This is a genomic window from Streptomyces sp. NPDC031121, assembly GCF_055570615.1.
In genome coordinates, this window is sequence record NZ_JBVIGV010000009.1 from 180,119 (window position 1) to 195,303 (window position 15,185).

At 74.6% G+C, this 15,185-nt stretch carries 14 protein-coding genes; 5 read left to right on the top strand and 9 right to left on the bottom strand.

The features are described from left to right. Positions 1-87: 87 nt before the first annotated feature. On the bottom strand, positions 88-2,823 hold the full coding sequence (locus ACZ462_RS18635) for a LamG-like jellyroll fold domain-containing protein (protein WP_467804362.1): 2,736 nt from the start codon (positions 2,821-2,823) through the stop codon (positions 88-90). A gap of 430 nt (positions 2,824-3,253) precedes the next feature. Between ACZ462_RS18635 and ACZ462_RS18640 the strand changes: the two genes are divergently transcribed. The 3 genes from ACZ462_RS18640 to ACZ462_RS18650 all read left to right on the top strand — a co-directional run bounded on the left by ACZ462_RS18640 (position 3,254) and on the right by ACZ462_RS18650 (position 4,794). Beyond that, a complete protein-coding gene (locus tag ACZ462_RS18640) occupies positions 3,254-3,556 on the top strand; it encodes a hypothetical protein (RefSeq protein ID WP_189810093.1) in 303 nt (100 codons plus the stop codon). A gap of 83 nt (positions 3,557-3,639) precedes the next feature. Beyond that, complete coding sequence (locus ACZ462_RS18645; RefSeq protein ID WP_185902570.1) at positions 3,640-4,107, top strand: Crp/Fnr family transcriptional regulator; 468 nt, start codon at positions 3,640-3,642, stop codon at positions 4,105-4,107. A gap of 243 nt (positions 4,108-4,350) precedes the next feature. Next, positions 4,351-4,794, top strand: a complete 444-nt coding sequence (locus tag ACZ462_RS18650; protein WP_467804360.1) for a subtilase-type protease inhibitor — start codon at positions 4,351-4,353, stop codon at positions 4,792-4,794. 67 nt (positions 4,795-4,861) lie between these two features. On the opposite strand, the gene ACZ462_RS18655 is transcribed toward ACZ462_RS18650, so the two are convergent. Further along, entirely contained in the window at positions 4,862-5,725 is an 864-nt protein-coding gene (locus tag ACZ462_RS18655; protein ID WP_467804359.1) for a GNAT family N-acetyltransferase, read from the bottom strand. A gap of 82 nt (positions 5,726-5,807) precedes the next feature. Further along, entirely contained in the window at positions 5,808-6,242 is a 435-nt protein-coding gene (locus ACZ462_RS18660; protein ID WP_467804358.1) for a hypothetical protein, read from the bottom strand. A gap of 145 nt (positions 6,243-6,387) precedes the next feature. Here ACZ462_RS18660 and ACZ462_RS18665 point away from each other — a divergent pair, with 145 nt between their 5' ends. Continuing rightward, positions 6,388-7,113: an SIR2 family NAD-dependent protein deacylase gene (locus ACZ462_RS18665; RefSeq protein ID WP_467804357.1), complete on the top strand. Its 726-nt coding sequence runs from the start codon at positions 6,388-6,390 to the stop codon at positions 7,111-7,113. 24 nt (positions 7,114-7,137) lie between these two features. Here ACZ462_RS18665 and ACZ462_RS18670 read toward each other — a convergent pair whose 3' ends face one another. The 6 genes from ACZ462_RS18670 to ACZ462_RS18695 all read right to left on the bottom strand — a co-directional run bounded on the left by ACZ462_RS18670 (position 7,138) and on the right by ACZ462_RS18695 (position 13,690). Then, the gene (locus ACZ462_RS18670) at positions 7,138-7,620 is read right to left on the bottom strand and encodes a VOC family protein (protein ID WP_467804355.1); all 483 of its coding nucleotides are present in this window, start codon (positions 7,618-7,620) and stop codon (positions 7,138-7,140) included. A 138-nt stretch (positions 7,621-7,758) separates the two neighbouring features. Beyond that, positions 7,759-11,334: a bifunctional glycosyltransferase/CDP-glycerol:glycerophosphate glycerophosphotransferase gene (locus tag ACZ462_RS18675; RefSeq protein ID WP_467804354.1), complete on the bottom strand. Its 3,576-nt coding sequence runs from the start codon at positions 11,332-11,334 to the stop codon at positions 7,759-7,761. Between the two features lie 179 nt (positions 11,335-11,513). After that, complete coding sequence (locus ACZ462_RS18680) at positions 11,514-11,885, bottom strand: hypothetical protein (RefSeq protein WP_467804353.1); 372 nt, start codon at positions 11,883-11,885, stop codon at positions 11,514-11,516. 43 nt (positions 11,886-11,928) lie between these two features. Continuing rightward, positions 11,929-12,393 (bottom strand): roadblock/LC7 domain-containing protein, encoded by a 465-nt coding sequence (locus ACZ462_RS18685; protein ID WP_467804405.1) that lies wholly within the window; start codon positions 12,391-12,393, stop codon positions 11,929-11,931. A gap of 110 nt (positions 12,394-12,503) precedes the next feature. Then, positions 12,504-13,283 (bottom strand): transcriptional regulator, encoded by a 780-nt coding sequence (locus tag ACZ462_RS18690; protein ID WP_467804352.1) that lies wholly within the window; start codon positions 13,281-13,283, stop codon positions 12,504-12,506. Next, complete coding sequence (locus ACZ462_RS18695; protein WP_467804351.1) at positions 13,280-13,690, bottom strand: hypothetical protein; 411 nt, start codon at positions 13,688-13,690, stop codon at positions 13,280-13,282. Before ACZ462_RS18695 ends, ACZ462_RS18690 begins: the two co-directional genes overlap by 4 nt. Before the next feature lie 277 nt (positions 13,691-13,967). Here ACZ462_RS18695 and ACZ462_RS18700 point away from each other — a divergent pair, with 277 nt between their 5' ends. Next, positions 13,968-15,182 carry a PucR family transcriptional regulator gene (locus tag ACZ462_RS18700; protein WP_467804350.1) on the top strand — a complete coding sequence of 405 codons (1,215 nt, stop codon included), beginning with the start codon at positions 13,968-13,970 and terminating at the stop codon, positions 15,180-15,182. Positions 15,183-15,185 lie beyond the last annotated feature (3 nt).

A 15,185-nucleotide genomic window follows, 5' to 3' on the forward strand; every position in this document is an offset into this window, starting at 1 on the left:
GGTGCGGTGCTCGGCCGGGAGGGGAACGAGCGGGGCCGACCCGGAGCGGGGAGGGCGCGGAGCCGTGCGGTCCGCGCCCTCCCCCGGCTACGGTGCGCCGAAGGTGAGGGTCAGCTGCGGAGTGCCCTCCGCGGCCGCCGCCTCGGAGGACCACAGCCACAGGGCGTCCGAGCCCGATCCGGTCAGCGCCGCGCTCCAGGAGGAGCCCAGGGCGGCGGCCAGCGGCGCCGTGGACAGGCCCGTGGTGTGGACCGCCGAGCCGTCGGGGATCGGACCGAAGGCGCCGAGGGCCGGGCCGCCGAGCGCCGGGCGGGTGTCGTACGTGGTGCCCGCCTCGCTCCACGCGCCGGCGACCGGCACCACCGAGACGGTGTCGGCCGTTCCGGCGCCGCTCATCGTGCTGGTCTTCACGCTCAGGGAAGCCGACTTCAGCACCGTGCCCGGCGGCGCCGCCGGCAGGTCGAAGCGCAGGTAGGACGTGTACAGCGGGTTGCCGCGGACGGCGAGCGACCCGGACGTGCCGTAGGCGGTGCCGGGCGCGCCCGCGTTCGCGTACGTGTCCTCGGCTGCGGACACCCGGACGACCGAGTCGGCGGGCGCCGAGGCGAGGGTGTAGTGGTTCTGGACCTGCGCGGGGGTCAGGACGCTGCCGTAGACGGCGGTCTCGTCGAGGCGCCCCGCCCAGAAGTCGCTGGACGGCCGGTTGGGCCAGCTGGTCAGGTTGTCGCCGCCGGCGTGCCAGTAGCCGGCGAAGTTCTCGTGGGTGGTGACGTTCAGGGTGCCCCGCTGCACGCCGTCGACGTAGAGGACCATCCCGCCGGGGCCCTGCGTGGCGACGACGTGGTGCCACTTGTCGTCGTTGTAGGAGCCGGCGGTGGTGACGGTGCGGGTGGCGCCGTTGTAGACGCCGAAGACGAGCCGGCCGTCGTTGGTCATGTACAGGTGCTTGTCGTACTGGCTGCTGCGGCGGTCCTGGTTGCTGCCGAAGCCGAAGAGCTTGCCGCCGCGCGTGGTGTTCGTACGGAACCACGTCTCGATGCTGTAGGTGGCGCCGACCGTCTGCCGGCGGTCCCCGTACACCTTGGTCGCGGCGCCGTCGAAGCCGATGGCGGTGCTCGCGCCGGTGACGGCCGCCGGGGTCTGGCGCAGGGCCGGGCCGGCGAGGTGCACGCCGTTCTGGTTGCCGCCGGCGGACGAGTCGGCGGCGTACGGCAGGACCGCGTCGTCGTAGCGCCAGTACAGCTGGGCTCCGTCGGCGCGGACGCGTTCGGCGTAGGCTTCGGCCGAGTGCGGGACGGTCACCGCCGCCGTCGCCGACAGCGCGCTGGTGTTGCCGGCCGCGTCGGTCGCCGTCACCCGGTAGGTGTAGGTCTGGCCGGGCGTGACGGCCGTGTCGGTCCACGACGCCTGGGGGCGCCGGAAGAACAGGGAGTCGGCGTCCACGGTGGCGACGGGGGTGGCCGATCCGTTCCGGTACACCCGGTACGTCAGCCTGCTGTCGTCCGGGTCCAGGCTGGTGCGCCAGCGCACCTGCACCTCGCCCGGCCGGAAACTCGCCGCGCTCGCGACGGGCGTGGTCGGCGCGCCGGTGTCGCCGGTGGACGCGAAACGGGTCAGGCTCTGCTGGGCGGCCCCGTTGACGGTGGTGAACTCGCCGCCGACCCATAGGTAGCGCACGCCGCCCTTGGCGCCGACGGCCATCACCCGAGGCCCGATGCCCTCGCCGATGCCGTCGTTGGTGTCGGGGGACCAGCCCAGCTTCCCGGTCCCGGTGGTGGGCTGGGCGAGGAGGTGGTGGCGCGCCCCGTCGGGGAACTCGCCGACGCTGGAGCAGTCGTGGGCGTGCGAGGCGCTGTAGAGCACGCCCTGGTCGGGGAGGACCGCCTGGGTGGCGCCGAGGCAGGTGTCGCGCCAGCGCTGGCCGAAGCCGGCGAGGTCGAGGGCTATGCGGCCGTCGAAGACGCCGCCGCCGGTGCCCTCGTTGGCCGTGTAGAAGCCGCTCTCGTCGGTCGCGATGTCCTTGACGACGGAGTTGCCGTGGATGAAGTTCGGATACGTCTTCGTGACGGCGCCGCTCGCGGCGTCCACGACGGCCAGGGCGTGCGAGGAGGCCCCGTTGACGGTGAAGAAGTCGCCGCCGAGGAGGACGCTCCGCCCGTCCGGGGTGAGCTCGACGGCCCGGCCGGGCTCGTCGGCGTCGGCCCGGAAGGGGCGCAGCGCGCCGTCGGCGGCGGCGACGGCGGCGAAGCGCTGGCGCGGCTGGCCGGCGACGGTGAGGAAGTCGCCGCCCGCGTAGACGGTGTCGCCGCTGACGGCGAGCGCGCGGACGGTCGCCGCGAAGGCGGGGCGGAAGGACTGCTTGACCGTGCAGGTGGCGACGTCGATGGCGGCGAGGCTGGAGACGGGGATGCCGTTGACGGCGCCGAAGTAGCCGCCCGCGTAGAGGGTTTCCTTGTCGGGTGAGAGGGCGAGCGCCCGGACGGTGGCGGTGCCGCTGCCGATGGTGAAGGACAGCTTGCAGGATGTCGGAGCTCCGGTCGCGGCGTCCAGCGCGGTGAAGTTCACGGCGGGCTGCTCGGCGCCGGCGCCGCCCGCGGGCGGCCGTACGGCGGAGAAGGTGCCTCCGGCGAAGACGGTCCCGCCGGCCTCGGCGAGGGCCCAGACGACGCCGTTGGGCTGCCAGGTCGGCAGGGCGTCGGCGGTGAAGGCCACGGGCGGCGTGACGGCCGCCGCCTGCGGGAGGACGCCGAGGCCGACGCAGGCGCCGGTCCCGGCCACGGACAGGGCGAGCGCGGCGGCCGCCCCTCTGGATCTGCGACGCATGAACCCCCCAGGTGGTTGGTACAACGGTGCGCTGATGGCCGGAAACGGACGTGTGGGGCGCCCCCCGCGGCCCTGCGTACCGGCACCCTAGGGGGAATCGGGCGCCGGTTCACCACACTTGGCATATCGGAGGGGAAATCGGTGCGGCCCGGCCCGGCGCGGAGGGCCGGGCGGGCCGGCGCGCACGGCGCGGCCGAAACCCGACTGCGGCGCAGGCGGGAACGGACGGGGCTCTGCGCGGGCGGCTCCCGCCGGTCGGCGCCCGCGGGCCGGGCGGCCGCCGACGGCGAGTCACCGGCCGGTTCGCGCGGGTGGAAGGCGTGTGCGCGGGCACCTCGGGCGGCCCGGCCGGGCGAAACGGCCCCCTTCGACGCGCTCCTGCCTCTACCGTGCCCTCAGCGGAAGCCAGCGGGACCGGAGGGTGGGGCGGATGGACGAGGAAGAGGACCTGAGGCTGGCGAGGATGACGCCGGAGATCTCGCGCCGCACCCTCGTCATGCTGCGCGGGCTGGCGGGCCTGGAGCCGGCGGAGCGCGTGCCGGAGGACGCGATGGCGGTCGCCGACGCGATCCTCGCCGAGCACGGCACGGACGGGCTGCGGGTCCTGGTGATGACGCTGGCCGCCTGGGCGACGGCCCAGATCGAGAACGTGGCCGAGCTGAGCCGGCGCAGCCACGAGGCGGTGCTCGACGCGATGGAGCTGGCCTGCCTGGAGGCCGGCGCGGAGGACTGACGACGGGCGCCTGCGTCGTGCCCCGGATTCCGGGGGTCGTCGGCGACACTGGGGAGAGCGGGGGGCCCTGATCGGAGGCCGTCGTGAGCACACCATCCCCTGTCCGGATCGCCGCAGTCCTCTCCGCCGAGCACCGCGGCCGGCTGATGTCCCACGCCGTGGAGGTCAACTTCCCCGAAGGCGCCCGGATCTTCGAGGAGGGATCGCCGTCCGAGGCGTTCTGGATCGTGCGCTCCGGCACGGTCACCCTCCAGACCCCGGTGCCCGGGGGGCGGCGGCCGACGCCGATCGAGAACCTCGGGCCCGGGGAGCTCGTCGGCTGGTCCTGGCTGTTCCCGCCGTACGTGTGGCAGCTGAGCGCGGAGGCGATGACCCCGGTGCGGGCGTACGAGTTCGACGCGACCGCCGTGCGGATGACGATGGACGCCGACCCGGCGTTCGGGTCCGCGGTCGGGCACTGGGTGGGGCGGGTCCTCGCCCTGCGCCTGCAGCAGACCCGCACACGGCTGCTGGACATGTACGCGCCGCGCGCGGCGTCGGCCGTCCAGTAGCCCCCGCGCCCTCCGCGACCGCCCGGGAGCGGCCGGACACGCCGTTCGGGAAACGTTTCAGCGTGTGTGTTCGGCCGATTCCGCGCCGCGCTCCCCCACAGGTCAGTCCACCCCCGACCACTTCGGGCTGCATACACTCGCTCACGAACGGTGACGGAAAATCACGGTGCGAACGGGCGTTCACGGCGCGTGTCGGCAAGACTCCTGTCCGCTATCCGAAGCAACCATCCGAAGGAGTTCGCAATGCGGTCCATCGCACGGAGTCTCGGCCTCGGTTCCGCCGCCATGGCGCTCACCGCGGTCACCGCGCTGGCCTGGCCCGGGGCGGCGGACGCCGCGCCGACCGGTACGGAGAGCATGTACGCGCCCTCCGCCCTCGTCCTCGCCGTCACCGCCGGGGAGGACCCCGCGTACGGGACGGTCCAGCGCGCGGTCACCCTGAGCTGTGCCCCCAAGGCACGCGGAACGCACCCCTCCCCCGCGCGCGCCTGCGCCGACATGCGCCGGCACTCCGCACACCTCGACAGGATCGTCGAGCCCGGCCCGGGCATCGACTGCACGCGCGAGTGGAACCCGCTGACGGTCACCGCGGAGGGCGTGTGGAAGGGCCGCAAGTTCAGCTACGCGCACACCTTCGCCAACCCCTGCGGCCTGTACCACACCAGCAGCGCGCTGTTCGCCTTCTGACGGCCGCCTCCGCTCCCGGCGGGGGCCGGGCGGCGCCGTGCGACCGCCGTCCGGCCCCCGCCGCCGGTCACCCGAGCTCCAGGCTCGTCACCCCGTACAGGCCGGCCATGTCGATCCGCGGGGCGGGCCCCGTGTACATGCGGGCGGCCTCGAAGACGGGCTCCATGCCCAGCCCGGCGAGCAGGGCAGTGGCCGTGCCGTTGGCGTCGGGCACGTCCACGGCGACGGCCCCGTCCCGGGTGTGCTCCGCGAGCGCGTGCAGCAGGGCGGCCGCGATGTCCGGGCCGGCCGCGTAGAGGGGGCCGATCCGGGCGGCGCCGCTGCACGGCCGGACCACGCCGAGGCCCTCGACACGGCCGTCGCGGACCGCGGCGAGAGCGGTGCGGCCGGGCAGTCCGGTCCAGGCGGCGAGGAAGCCGTCGCGGGCCTCGGGGAAGAACCGCCGGTCGTAGCCGGCGAGCTGCTCGAACGGCAGCGAGGCGGCGTCCACCAGTTCGAACCCGGCGGTGGCGCCGCCCGCGGGGCCGCCCCCGCCGGGCCGCGGCCGGCCCTCGTGGCGGACGTTGTTCCAGGCCGGCAGGAATCCGGACCTGCGGTAGTTGTCCTGCTGCTCGACGACCCCGTCGAGGCCGACGAGCCGCCCGTCGAGCCGCTTCATCCCGGCCTGCCACACCTGCAGGCCGTAGCCGCGGCCGCGGAACTCGGGGCGGACGATGTAGAAGCCGATGAACCCGAAGCCGGCTCCGTAGCGAACGGCCGAGATACAGGCCACCGGCACGCCGTCGAGCCTGCCCACGAGGAAGCCCGCCGGATCGGCGACCGCGAACGCGAACCTGTCGGTGTCGCCCGGGTTCCAGCCCTCCGCGTCGGCCCAGGTGCGGATGAGCTCCATGTCGGCGCCGCTCGCGCCGGTGATCTCGAATCCCGTCATGTCCCGTGTTGTAGCAGAAGGGGCGGAACGCCCGCAGCCGCCCCGGAGGCCCCCGGAGGTCCGCCGGTCCGCGCGCGCTCCGTCAGCCCGCGCAGACGACGTCGTCCAGCTTGATCGGCCGCGAGTCCAGGCGTACGTACGCCGTGAACGTGTCCGTCCGGTCCTCGCCCCAGTACGTGGTGACGGGCGCCCAGCCGATGCCGGCACCCGGGGCCACGGTGACCGGGCCGACGCCGATGGCCCGTGGTTCGGCGCGGGCGCACAGCAGGATGTCCAGGTCGGCGTGGTGGGCCTGTCTGTCCTTCAGGTGCTGGGAGACCCGCAGCTCCCGGTCCCGCTCGGAGGGGCCGTGCTCGCCGTAGAAGTCGGTGAGGAAGGCGCCGATGGCCGTGGGGCTGTGGCCTGCGGCGGCCGCCGGGCCCGGATCGGCGGGGGCGGACGCGGAGGCCGGGGCGGCCGCGGGGAGCACGAGCAGGGCGGAGAGCGCGGCGCCGAGGCCGTACGGCATGAGCTTCATACGGGATGTGTAACCGGCGGCCCGGGGCCCGGGCAGGGGCGGGGCCCGGATCTCACTCCGGTGGAGGGCGGGATTCACCGCGGAAACGGCCCTGCCCGGCGAAATCCGGTCGCGGGCGGCCCGGCGCCGTCCGTAGGGTCGCCGCATGGGAAAGCCGCTCGTCGCAGTGTTCACCGGGGCCGGGGTCTCCACGGACTCCGGGATCCCCGACTACCGGGGGCCGCAGGGGCTGTGGCGCCGCGACCCGGAGGCCGAGAGGCTCGTCACGTACGAGCACTACATGGCCGATCCGGAGGTCCGCCGCCGGTCCTGGCGGATGCGCGCCGAGGTCGGGGCGCTCCGGCCCCGGCCGAACGCCGCCCACCTGGCCGTGGCCTCGCTGGAGCGGAGCGGCGTCCCGGTGCGCGTGATCACGCAGAACGTGGACGGGCTGCACCAGCTGGCCGGCATGCCGCCGCGGAAGGTGCTCGAGCTGCACGGCACCGCCCGGGCCGTGGTGTGCACGGCCTGCGCCGCCCGCACGCCGATGGACGAGGCGCTGGCCCGGGTCGCCGCGGGCGAGGCGGACCCCGCCTGCACGGCGTGCGGGGGCATCCTGAAGCCGGCGACGGTGATGTTCGGCCAGCGGCTGGACCCCGAGGTGCTGGCGCAGGCCGTGGCCGTCGCCAGGAACTGCACGGTGTTCTTCGCCGTCGGCTCGACGCTCCAGGTGCAGCCGGCCGCCTCGCTGGCCGGGATGGCCGCCGAGGCCGGCGCCCGGCTGGTCATCGTGAACGCGGAGGAGACCCCGTACGACGCGCTCGCGGACGAGGTGGTGCGGGAGCCGATCGGGACGGCCCTGCCGGCGCTCCTCGCGGCGCTCGCCGGCTGACCGGCGCCGGGCCTCCCCCGCCGTTCAGGCGGCGTCGGCGGCCCGCCGCAGCTCCGCCGCGTCCAGCCGCTTCATCTCCAGCATGGCGGCGGTGGCGCGGGCCGCCCGGCCCGGGTCCGCGTCGGTGACCAGGTCGATGACCCCGGGCGGGATGACCTGCCAGGACACCCCGAACCGGTCCCTGACCCAGCCGCAGGCCGACTCCTCGCCGCCGTCGCCGACCAGCGTGTCGTAGTAGCGGTCCGCCTCGGCCTGGTCGTCGCAGTGGATCTGGAAGGAGATCGCCTCGGAGAAGCGGAACTCGGGGCCGCCGTTGAGGCCGACGAACTTCTGCCCGTTGATCTCGAACTCGACGGTGAGCACCTCGCCGGCCCGGTCGGGCACGGCGTCCGTGTAGTGGGCCGTCCTGCCGATCCGGCCGTCCTTGAAGACGGACGTGTAGTACGCGGCGGCGGCCTCGGCCTCCCCGTCGAACCACAGGCACGTGGTGAAGCCCTTGCTGCTCATGACTGCCTCCGGGAGGGTACGCGGGGGCGCCCGGTCGGCGCCGTCCTGCTTCCCTTGTAGACCGGCCCCGAGCCCCGAACTCATCGGTGGCCCGGGGCCGGGTGCGCCGGGTGCCCGGAATGCACCCGTTCGGACTGCCTACGCCTCTCCGGCGGCGCCCTTCGCGAGCATCCGGTCGACGACGCGCTCGGCGGCGCGGCCGTCGTCCAGGTCGCAGAACTCGGCGCGGAAGGCGGCGCGCGCCTCCTTGAACTGCTCGCTGAGGGCGTCGGCGCCGCGGATCGCCTCGACGAGGGCGGCCGAGTCCTCCAGGAGCGGGCCGGGGGCCTTCTCCGCCAGGTCGAAGTTGAAGCCGCGCAGCGTGGACCGGTAGTGCTCCAGGTCGTAGGCGAAGAGCAGGATCGGCCGGTCGGTCAGCGCGAAGTCGAAGAGGACGGAGGAGTAGTCCGAGACCAGTACGTCGGCGACGAGCAGCAGGTCCGTCGCGTCGGGCCAGCGGGAGACGTCGACGACGAAGCCGTCGCGGGCGCTGTCGCGGACCTGCTCGGTGACGTGGTGGTGGCCGCGGACGAGCAGGACGTGGTCCTCGCCGAGCTCGCGGCGCGCCGCGTCGAGGTCGATCTGCAGGTCGAGCTTGTAGCCGCCGGACCAGTCCTCGCGGTTCTCCCGCCAGGTCGGCATGTACAGGACGACCTTCTTGCCCTCGGGCAGGCCCAGCCGGCGCCGGACCTCGGCGATCCGCCCGGCGTCGGGGCGGACCAGCGCGTCGGTGCGGGGGGCGCCGGACTCGATGACCTCGCCCTCGTAGCCGAGGGCCCGCTTGAGGATCGGGGTCGCGTACGAGCTCGGGGAGGCGAGCAGCGTCCACTGGGCGCTGTCGTGCTCCAGGCCCTCGAGGATGTCGGGGCTCGTGTAGTAGTCGTGGATGAAGTCGTGGCCGATCTCCTTGATCGGCGTGCCGTGCCAGGTCTGGACGACGACCTGGCCCGGGCGGCGCCGGAAGCGGCGCGGCACGCTGTCGTTCACGACGTAGTAGCGGGCGCGGGCCAGGGCGTCCCAGGCCTCGACGCTGTCGTGCTGGACGGCGCGGGCGGTCGGCGGGACCTCGGCGCGGCCGTCGCGGACCAGCCAGACGTGGTCGAGCTTCTCGCCGCGCCGCAGGAGCTCCTCGTGGATGGCCCGGGGCGAGTCGCCGGCGCCGTTGCCCTGGAAGACGTCGTAGACGACGACGTCCTTCAGCGGAAGGGAGCGGCGCTCCGGGTAGGTCTCGAAGCGCAGGACGCGCTGGGCGTACCGGGAGCGGTCGTGCGGGCTGAGCATCGGGTCGGAGACGAGCACCATGCGGTCGTGGAAGCGGGCCTCGACGCGCATCCGGCGGCCCTCGGCGGAGAGGGCGACGGGGCCGAGGTGCAGCGCGGTCGGCGCGAACTGGACCGGGGCGCCGCGGTCGACGCCGAGCAGGCCGGCGGTGGTGCCGCCCTCGGAGACGGGGCGCAGGGTGGGCCACCAGCGGCCGCTGGGCAGGGTGGTGCGGCCCGCGTACGGCTCGGGGAGGAGGGGCGCGAAGGCCGCCTCGAAGCGGTCGCCGTCCCGGGTGACGGGGTAGCTGAACTCGGTGCCGCGGGCGTCGTGGAAGACCAGTTCGTACGGCTCGTCGGTCGGGGCGGTGAAGCGGCCGGTCAGCGTGACGGTGCCGTCCTGGGCCGAGACCGTGTCGACGAGCGGCGGCGAGGGCTGCACGGACAGGGTGAGGTGGCCGGTGTTGCCGCGCTTGGCGTAGACGGACCGGCCGGCGTCCCCGCCGGGCAGGGGCAGGACGAGGCCGGGGAAGCCGCCGCGCTCGTCGTGCGCGAGGCGGTGCTCGCGGCCGTCGGCTCCGGTGACGGAGAGGCTCCACGGCTCGGGGACCCATTCGCCGGGCCCGGTCTCCGCGTCCGGTACGGCGGCGAGGTCGGCCAGCGGCACGCGGACGGTGAACGGGGTGCGTCCGCCGCGGGGGGTGCCGGTCTCGATCGGGAAGGCGGCGACGGTGCCGGTGGAGACGTGCTCCGCGCGCAGGGTGGCGCCGCTGATGCCGGCGGCGAGCTCGCCGGCGATCTCGAGGGCGTCGTCGCCGCTGGGGCGGACGTCGAGGGCGCGGGCGCGGACGACCTCGACCTGGATGGTCAGGGCGCCCTTGGCGTCGGGGAGGATCCGGACGTCCGGGGCCACCCAGTGGGAGGGCGGGTTCTGCCCGCTGTCGGACTCGCCGCCCTTGAGGCGGGCGCGGTGGAGGCCGCCGGGGCCGGTGACGGCGATGGAGGTGGTCCATATGCCGTCGCGCCACTTGCCGCCGGACTGGAAGACGCTCGGGTCGACGACGGCGGCGAAGCCGGCCCAGTCGGCATGGCGCAGGGCCAGGTGCGGGGCGTTGACGGTGGCCATCGGGGAGGCGACGGTGCGGGCCCCGACGACGGTGCGGCGGCGCTTGCCTCCCTCGCGGAAGACCAGCGCCTTGCGGGAGGCGAGGCGGTTCTCGGCGCCGAGGTGGCCGGGGATCGCGTAGCCGCGCAGGAGCAGCTTGCCGTCCTTCCAGACGGCCTGCTCCAGGCGGCTGACGACGCGGCGCTCGCGGGTGCCGAGGGTGAGGAGCCTGGCGGGCACCGGCGGGCGGCCCTGCAGGAAGGGGTAGTCGGCCTGCGGGCGGGCGAGGCCCTTGACGGGCACGCTGTAGTCGTAGTCGCGCTGGTGGTGGCAGAGGGCGATGAAGTCCTCCACGCGGCCCTCGGCGGCCAGGTACGCCTTGAGGCGGTCGGCGACGGTCAGGTTCGGCCACGGCTCGGGGCCGATCTCCTTGATGAGGCCGCCGACGTGCTCGACGAACGCGGCGCGGAACTCGGGGCCGCCCTCGCCGACGTACTTGTAGATGAGCGGGAGCTCCTCGCTCAGCACGTTGTGGTCGTAGTCGCGCAGGTAGCGGGCGTACTTCGCGCCCTGCTTGGCCTTGAGGGACTCGCGGACCAGGCGGACGGAGGTGACGCGGTCGATGACGGAGACCGGGTCGGTGGAGCGCTGGGTGATGGAGCGCTCACCGGTCTCGCGGACGCGCCAGTGGTAGACGCAGTCGCTCAGGATGTCGACGCTGGTGGCGAAGTAGTGCGCGGGGATGCTGACGGGGGCGTCCTCGTAGAGGATGCCCTCGGGGTACTGGAAGCCGTGCTCGTCCCAGAAGCTGCGCCGGTAGACCTTGTTCCAGGCGGTGCGGTCGGTGACGAGCGCGGGGAACTTGGAGATGTGGGTCTTCAGCTGCGTCCTGGCGAAGGCCGCCCGGTGGCCCCAGGACTGCTGCATGCCGACGGAGCGGAAGCGCTTGACGTTGCCGCCGGCGAAGTCGGAGCCGGTCTCGTCGAGGGCGGCGATGAGCCGCTCGTACGCGTAGTCGGGCATGGTGTCGTCGCTGTCGACGAACGCCAGGTACTCGGTGCCGTCGGTGAGGTGCCGGGCGCCGACGTTGCGGGCGGCGCCGAGGCCGGCGTTCTCCTGCATGACCACCCGGAACCGCTTGTCCCGCGCGGCGAACGCCTTGGCGATGGCGGCGCTGTTGTCCGTGGAACCGTCGTCGACCAGGATGCACTCGAAGTCGGCGAACGTCTGGGCGGCGATGGACTCCAGGCACTCGTCGAGGTAGAGCTCGACGTTGTAGACGGGGACGACGATGCTCAGGCGCGGGGGCATGGGGTGCGGGTTCTCCAGCGTGGGAAAGCTCTTGGGATGATCAGTAGGTGAGAGCATCCTACTCGGTTACAGGATGATAAAGTCCCCCCATCCTGGACATATCCCTTGGTCCGTCGGGACGGACGGCAAAGAATTCCGCCGCCCGCCGCCTCGGCGTCGGTGTCCGACCGAATCCCGGGTCAGATTTCGAGCTCTCCCTCGATCTTCTTCAGCTGGTGCCGGGCCATGGCCAGGTTGGCGCGGCCGCGGTCCAGCGCGAGGTAGAGGAAGAAGCCCGAGGAGCCGCGCCCCTTCATCAGCCGGATCAGGTGGTACTGGCCGCCCAGGGTGATCAGGATGTCCTCGATCTCGTCGTTGAGGCCGAGCATCTCCATCGTGCGGACCTTCGCGCGGACCACGTCGGTGTTGCCTGCCGCGGCGACGCCGAGGTCGAGCTCCTTGCCGCCGCCGACGGTGCCGAGCGCCATGCCGCTTCCGTAGTCGACGAGGGCGGCGCCGATCGCGCCGTCGATCACGGTGGTCGCTTCCTTGAGCGCGGTTTCGACGTTCACGGTGTGTTCCTCTTTCTTCGGGTGGTGGGGTGCTTCATGCGGATCAGCCGGCCGGACCCGGCCGCGCCGGCGGGAGCGCGGGCGGCAGCGGGGGCCGGGGCGGGGCGGTGGCCGCGACCCGGCGGGCCAGGGTGTGGTCGAGCAGCTCCGCTATGCGGAGGCTGGAGCGGCGGGCTTCGAGGTGCAGCCGGCCCACGTTGACGCGGGGCTCCGCGATGAGGGTGAGGACGGCGGCCTCACCGGCCGCGTAGGTGGCCACGTAGCCGTGCTCGCCGCGGACGAGCAGTTCGCGGAATCCGCCCTGCCCGGTGCTGTCGCTGAGCCGCTGGGCCACCCCGAGGGCGGCCGCGGTCAGGGCCGCGACGGCCTCGACCTCGGTGGCGGCGCTGTCCTGGGCGAGGACGAGCCCGTCGGAGCTGCCGGCCAGGGCGCCGCTGAGCTGCGGGACCCGGGCTCGGAGCCGGCGGAGCTCGGCGAGTATCTCGGCTTCTGCCTCGGCGGGCACCATCGCCGTGCTCATGTCGGCTCTTCTCCTTTCGGGCTGACTCCGCTCGGCGCGGTCGGTGCGCTCGGAGCGGTCGGTGCGCTCGGAGCGCAGAGCCGGTCGCAGCGGGAGCCTCACAGGCTTGCCTCCAGTGCGTCGCGTAACCGGCGGAGCAGCGCCACGTCCGGGGATTGGGTGTCGGTCATCCAGTCGGGCAGGGTGGTCGCGGCGCGCTCGGCCCGGACCGGTGCGAGCGGGGTCTCCACCAGTCCGGCCGCGGCCAGCCGCCGCACGTCGAGGAGGGTGTGGAAGGCAGGCCGGCCCAGCACCCAGGCCAGGTCCGCCGGTGTCCGCAGGCCGTCCGCCTGCGCGAGGAGGGCGCGCTGGCGGGCCGTGACGGTCTGGCCGGGGGCGGCCGCGCGGGGCACCACCGGGGAGGTGTCGAGCTGCGGGTAGGGCCACACCGCGTCGAGCAGCTCCCGCCGACGGCGTGTCTCGCGCTCGACGGCCGCGGCCGGGACGGAGCGGACGGAGCCGATCCAGTGGGTGGCGCCACGGCGGAACCGGGAGGGGCCGCTGCCCGGGGAGAGGGCGAAGAAGGCTGCGTCGAAGATGGCGGCGAGGTGGCATATCTCCAGTTCGCCGCCGGCGAGGCCGCCGCTGTCGACGAGGAAGCGGGCCACCTGGCGGCGGGCGCCGGCCCGGTCGACGGCCTCCCGCCAGCGTTCGGGGGCGAGGCCGCCGCCGGTGGTGAGGAGGACGTCGAGGCCGGGGGTGGCGGGGCTCTCCGCGTGGACGATGCGGCCGTCCTCCAGGAAGAGGGTGCCGCGGTCGCGGAGCAGGGCGCCGGTGGCGCGCTCGGCGGCGAGCCGGGTGAGCAGGGGGGACACGGCGGCGGTGGCGAGGACGGTCACCTGAGCACCAGCCCCTCCGCGAGGGCCCTCAGTCTGTGGCGGGCGAGGGCGAGGTTGCCCTCGGTGCGGTCCAGCCACAGGTGGAGGAAGACGCTGCTGTCGAAGCTGGTCTCGACGAAGCGGAGCACGTGGTAGCCGCTGCGGGTGGTCACGATCACGTCCTCCACGGGCTGGCCCCGGTCGGCCGGGGCGCCCGGCGCCGCATCGGGGCCCGCCTGCGCGAACGACTCGTACTCGGCGGCCGCCCGGGCCAGCTCCGCCGTCTCCGCCGCGGTGGTCTCGTGGTCCCCGACCGGTGAGTCCCCGGCGGTGCCCAGGGCCAGCCCGCTGCTCCAGTCGACCAGCGCGGCGCCGCGCGCACCGGGCAGCGCCATGGCTTCGAGCAGGCATTCGTCGATCCCGGGCACGCAGGCTCCCCTCCCGGCCAAATGTGCGAGGTGCACGGTCCTTCGGCGCGACAGGAGGGAACCTACTCAAGTTCCGCAGCGTGCAAGGGCCTTCCGGCATTTTCCGCGGGAACATGCACGGAACCGCGCGACACCTTGGCCGGAACCCGACAATTTTTGACCGTGATTGCTGATCACGGCGCGGCGGGTGTCCGGCGGCCGCCTCTTGCGGACCGGCCCGCGGAAGGGCCGCACCGGCCCTGTCCCCCGGCCCCGCTTCCGTGCCACCCTGCCGCTCATGGAGCCGATCATCATCGACGAGATACGGGAGGACCTCTCCCGCCGCATCGCCGTGACGGCCGACCGGCTCGCCGAGCGGACGCTGGCCGACGACCCCGCGTACGCCGCCCTGCTCGGCCGGAGCGAGCTGCGCGACCGGATCCACCACAACCTCGCGCAGTCCGTCGAGGGCCTGGTCCGCAGCTCGCGCGGGCTGCCGGTCGAACTCGCCGACGCCCGGGCGACGGGGACGCTGCGCGCCGAGCAGGGCCTGCCGCTCGCCTCCCTCCTGCGCACCTACCGGCGCGGCGGCCGGCTGCTGTGGCACACCCTCACCGAGGCCGTCACGGCGCACGACCCGGGCGCGCTGCCCCGGCTGCTGCCGCTCGCGTCCGTCCTGTGGGACGTCCTGGACCAGATGACGGACGCGGTGGCGGAGGCGTACCGGCGTACGGAGGCGGCGCGCTGCCACCGCGACCGGGAGCGCCGTGCGGCCCTGCTGGACACCCTGCTGGACGGCGGGGGCGCCGCCGACGGCCCGGCGGTATCGGAGGCGGCGGCGCAGCTGGGGCTCCCCGAGCGGGGCAGGTTCGCGGTGGTGGTCCTCGGCCCCGGCGCCTCCGGTGGCGGCGCGCCGGCCGAGCCGCCGGGGGCGGCGGCCGGGCCGCGGGTGCTGTGGCGGATCCGCTCCGACGGCGAGACCGGCCTGGCGGACCTCGGCCCGCATCCGCTGGAGGCGCTCCGGGAGCTGCTGGCCCCGCTGGGCGTGCGCGCGGGCATCAGCCCGGTGGTGGCGGCGCCCGGCGATGTCGCGCGGGCGCGCTGGCTGGCCGCGCTGGCGCTGCGCACCGTCCCGGCCTCGGCGGGCGGCCGCGCGGCGCTGCTCGACGAGCGGCTGCCGATGGCGCTGGTGGCCTCGCAGGCCGAACTCGCCGACCGGCTGCGGCAGGTGGTGCTCGGCCCGGTGCTGGCGCTGCCCGCGGAGGACTGCCGGGTGCTGCTGGGCACGCTGGGCACCTGGCTGGGCTGCCGGGGCTCGACGACGCAGGCCGCGGAGCGCCTGTACTGCCACCGCAACACCGTCTCCAACCGGCTGCGCCGCCTGGAGCAGCTGACGGGCCGCTCCCTGTCCGACCCGGCGCACGTGGTGGAGCTGTCCCTGGCCCACACGGCGTACCTCCAGCACACCGCCCCCGCCCCGCCCCCGCGCCCCCGCCCGCGCAGGGCGCCGTAGCGG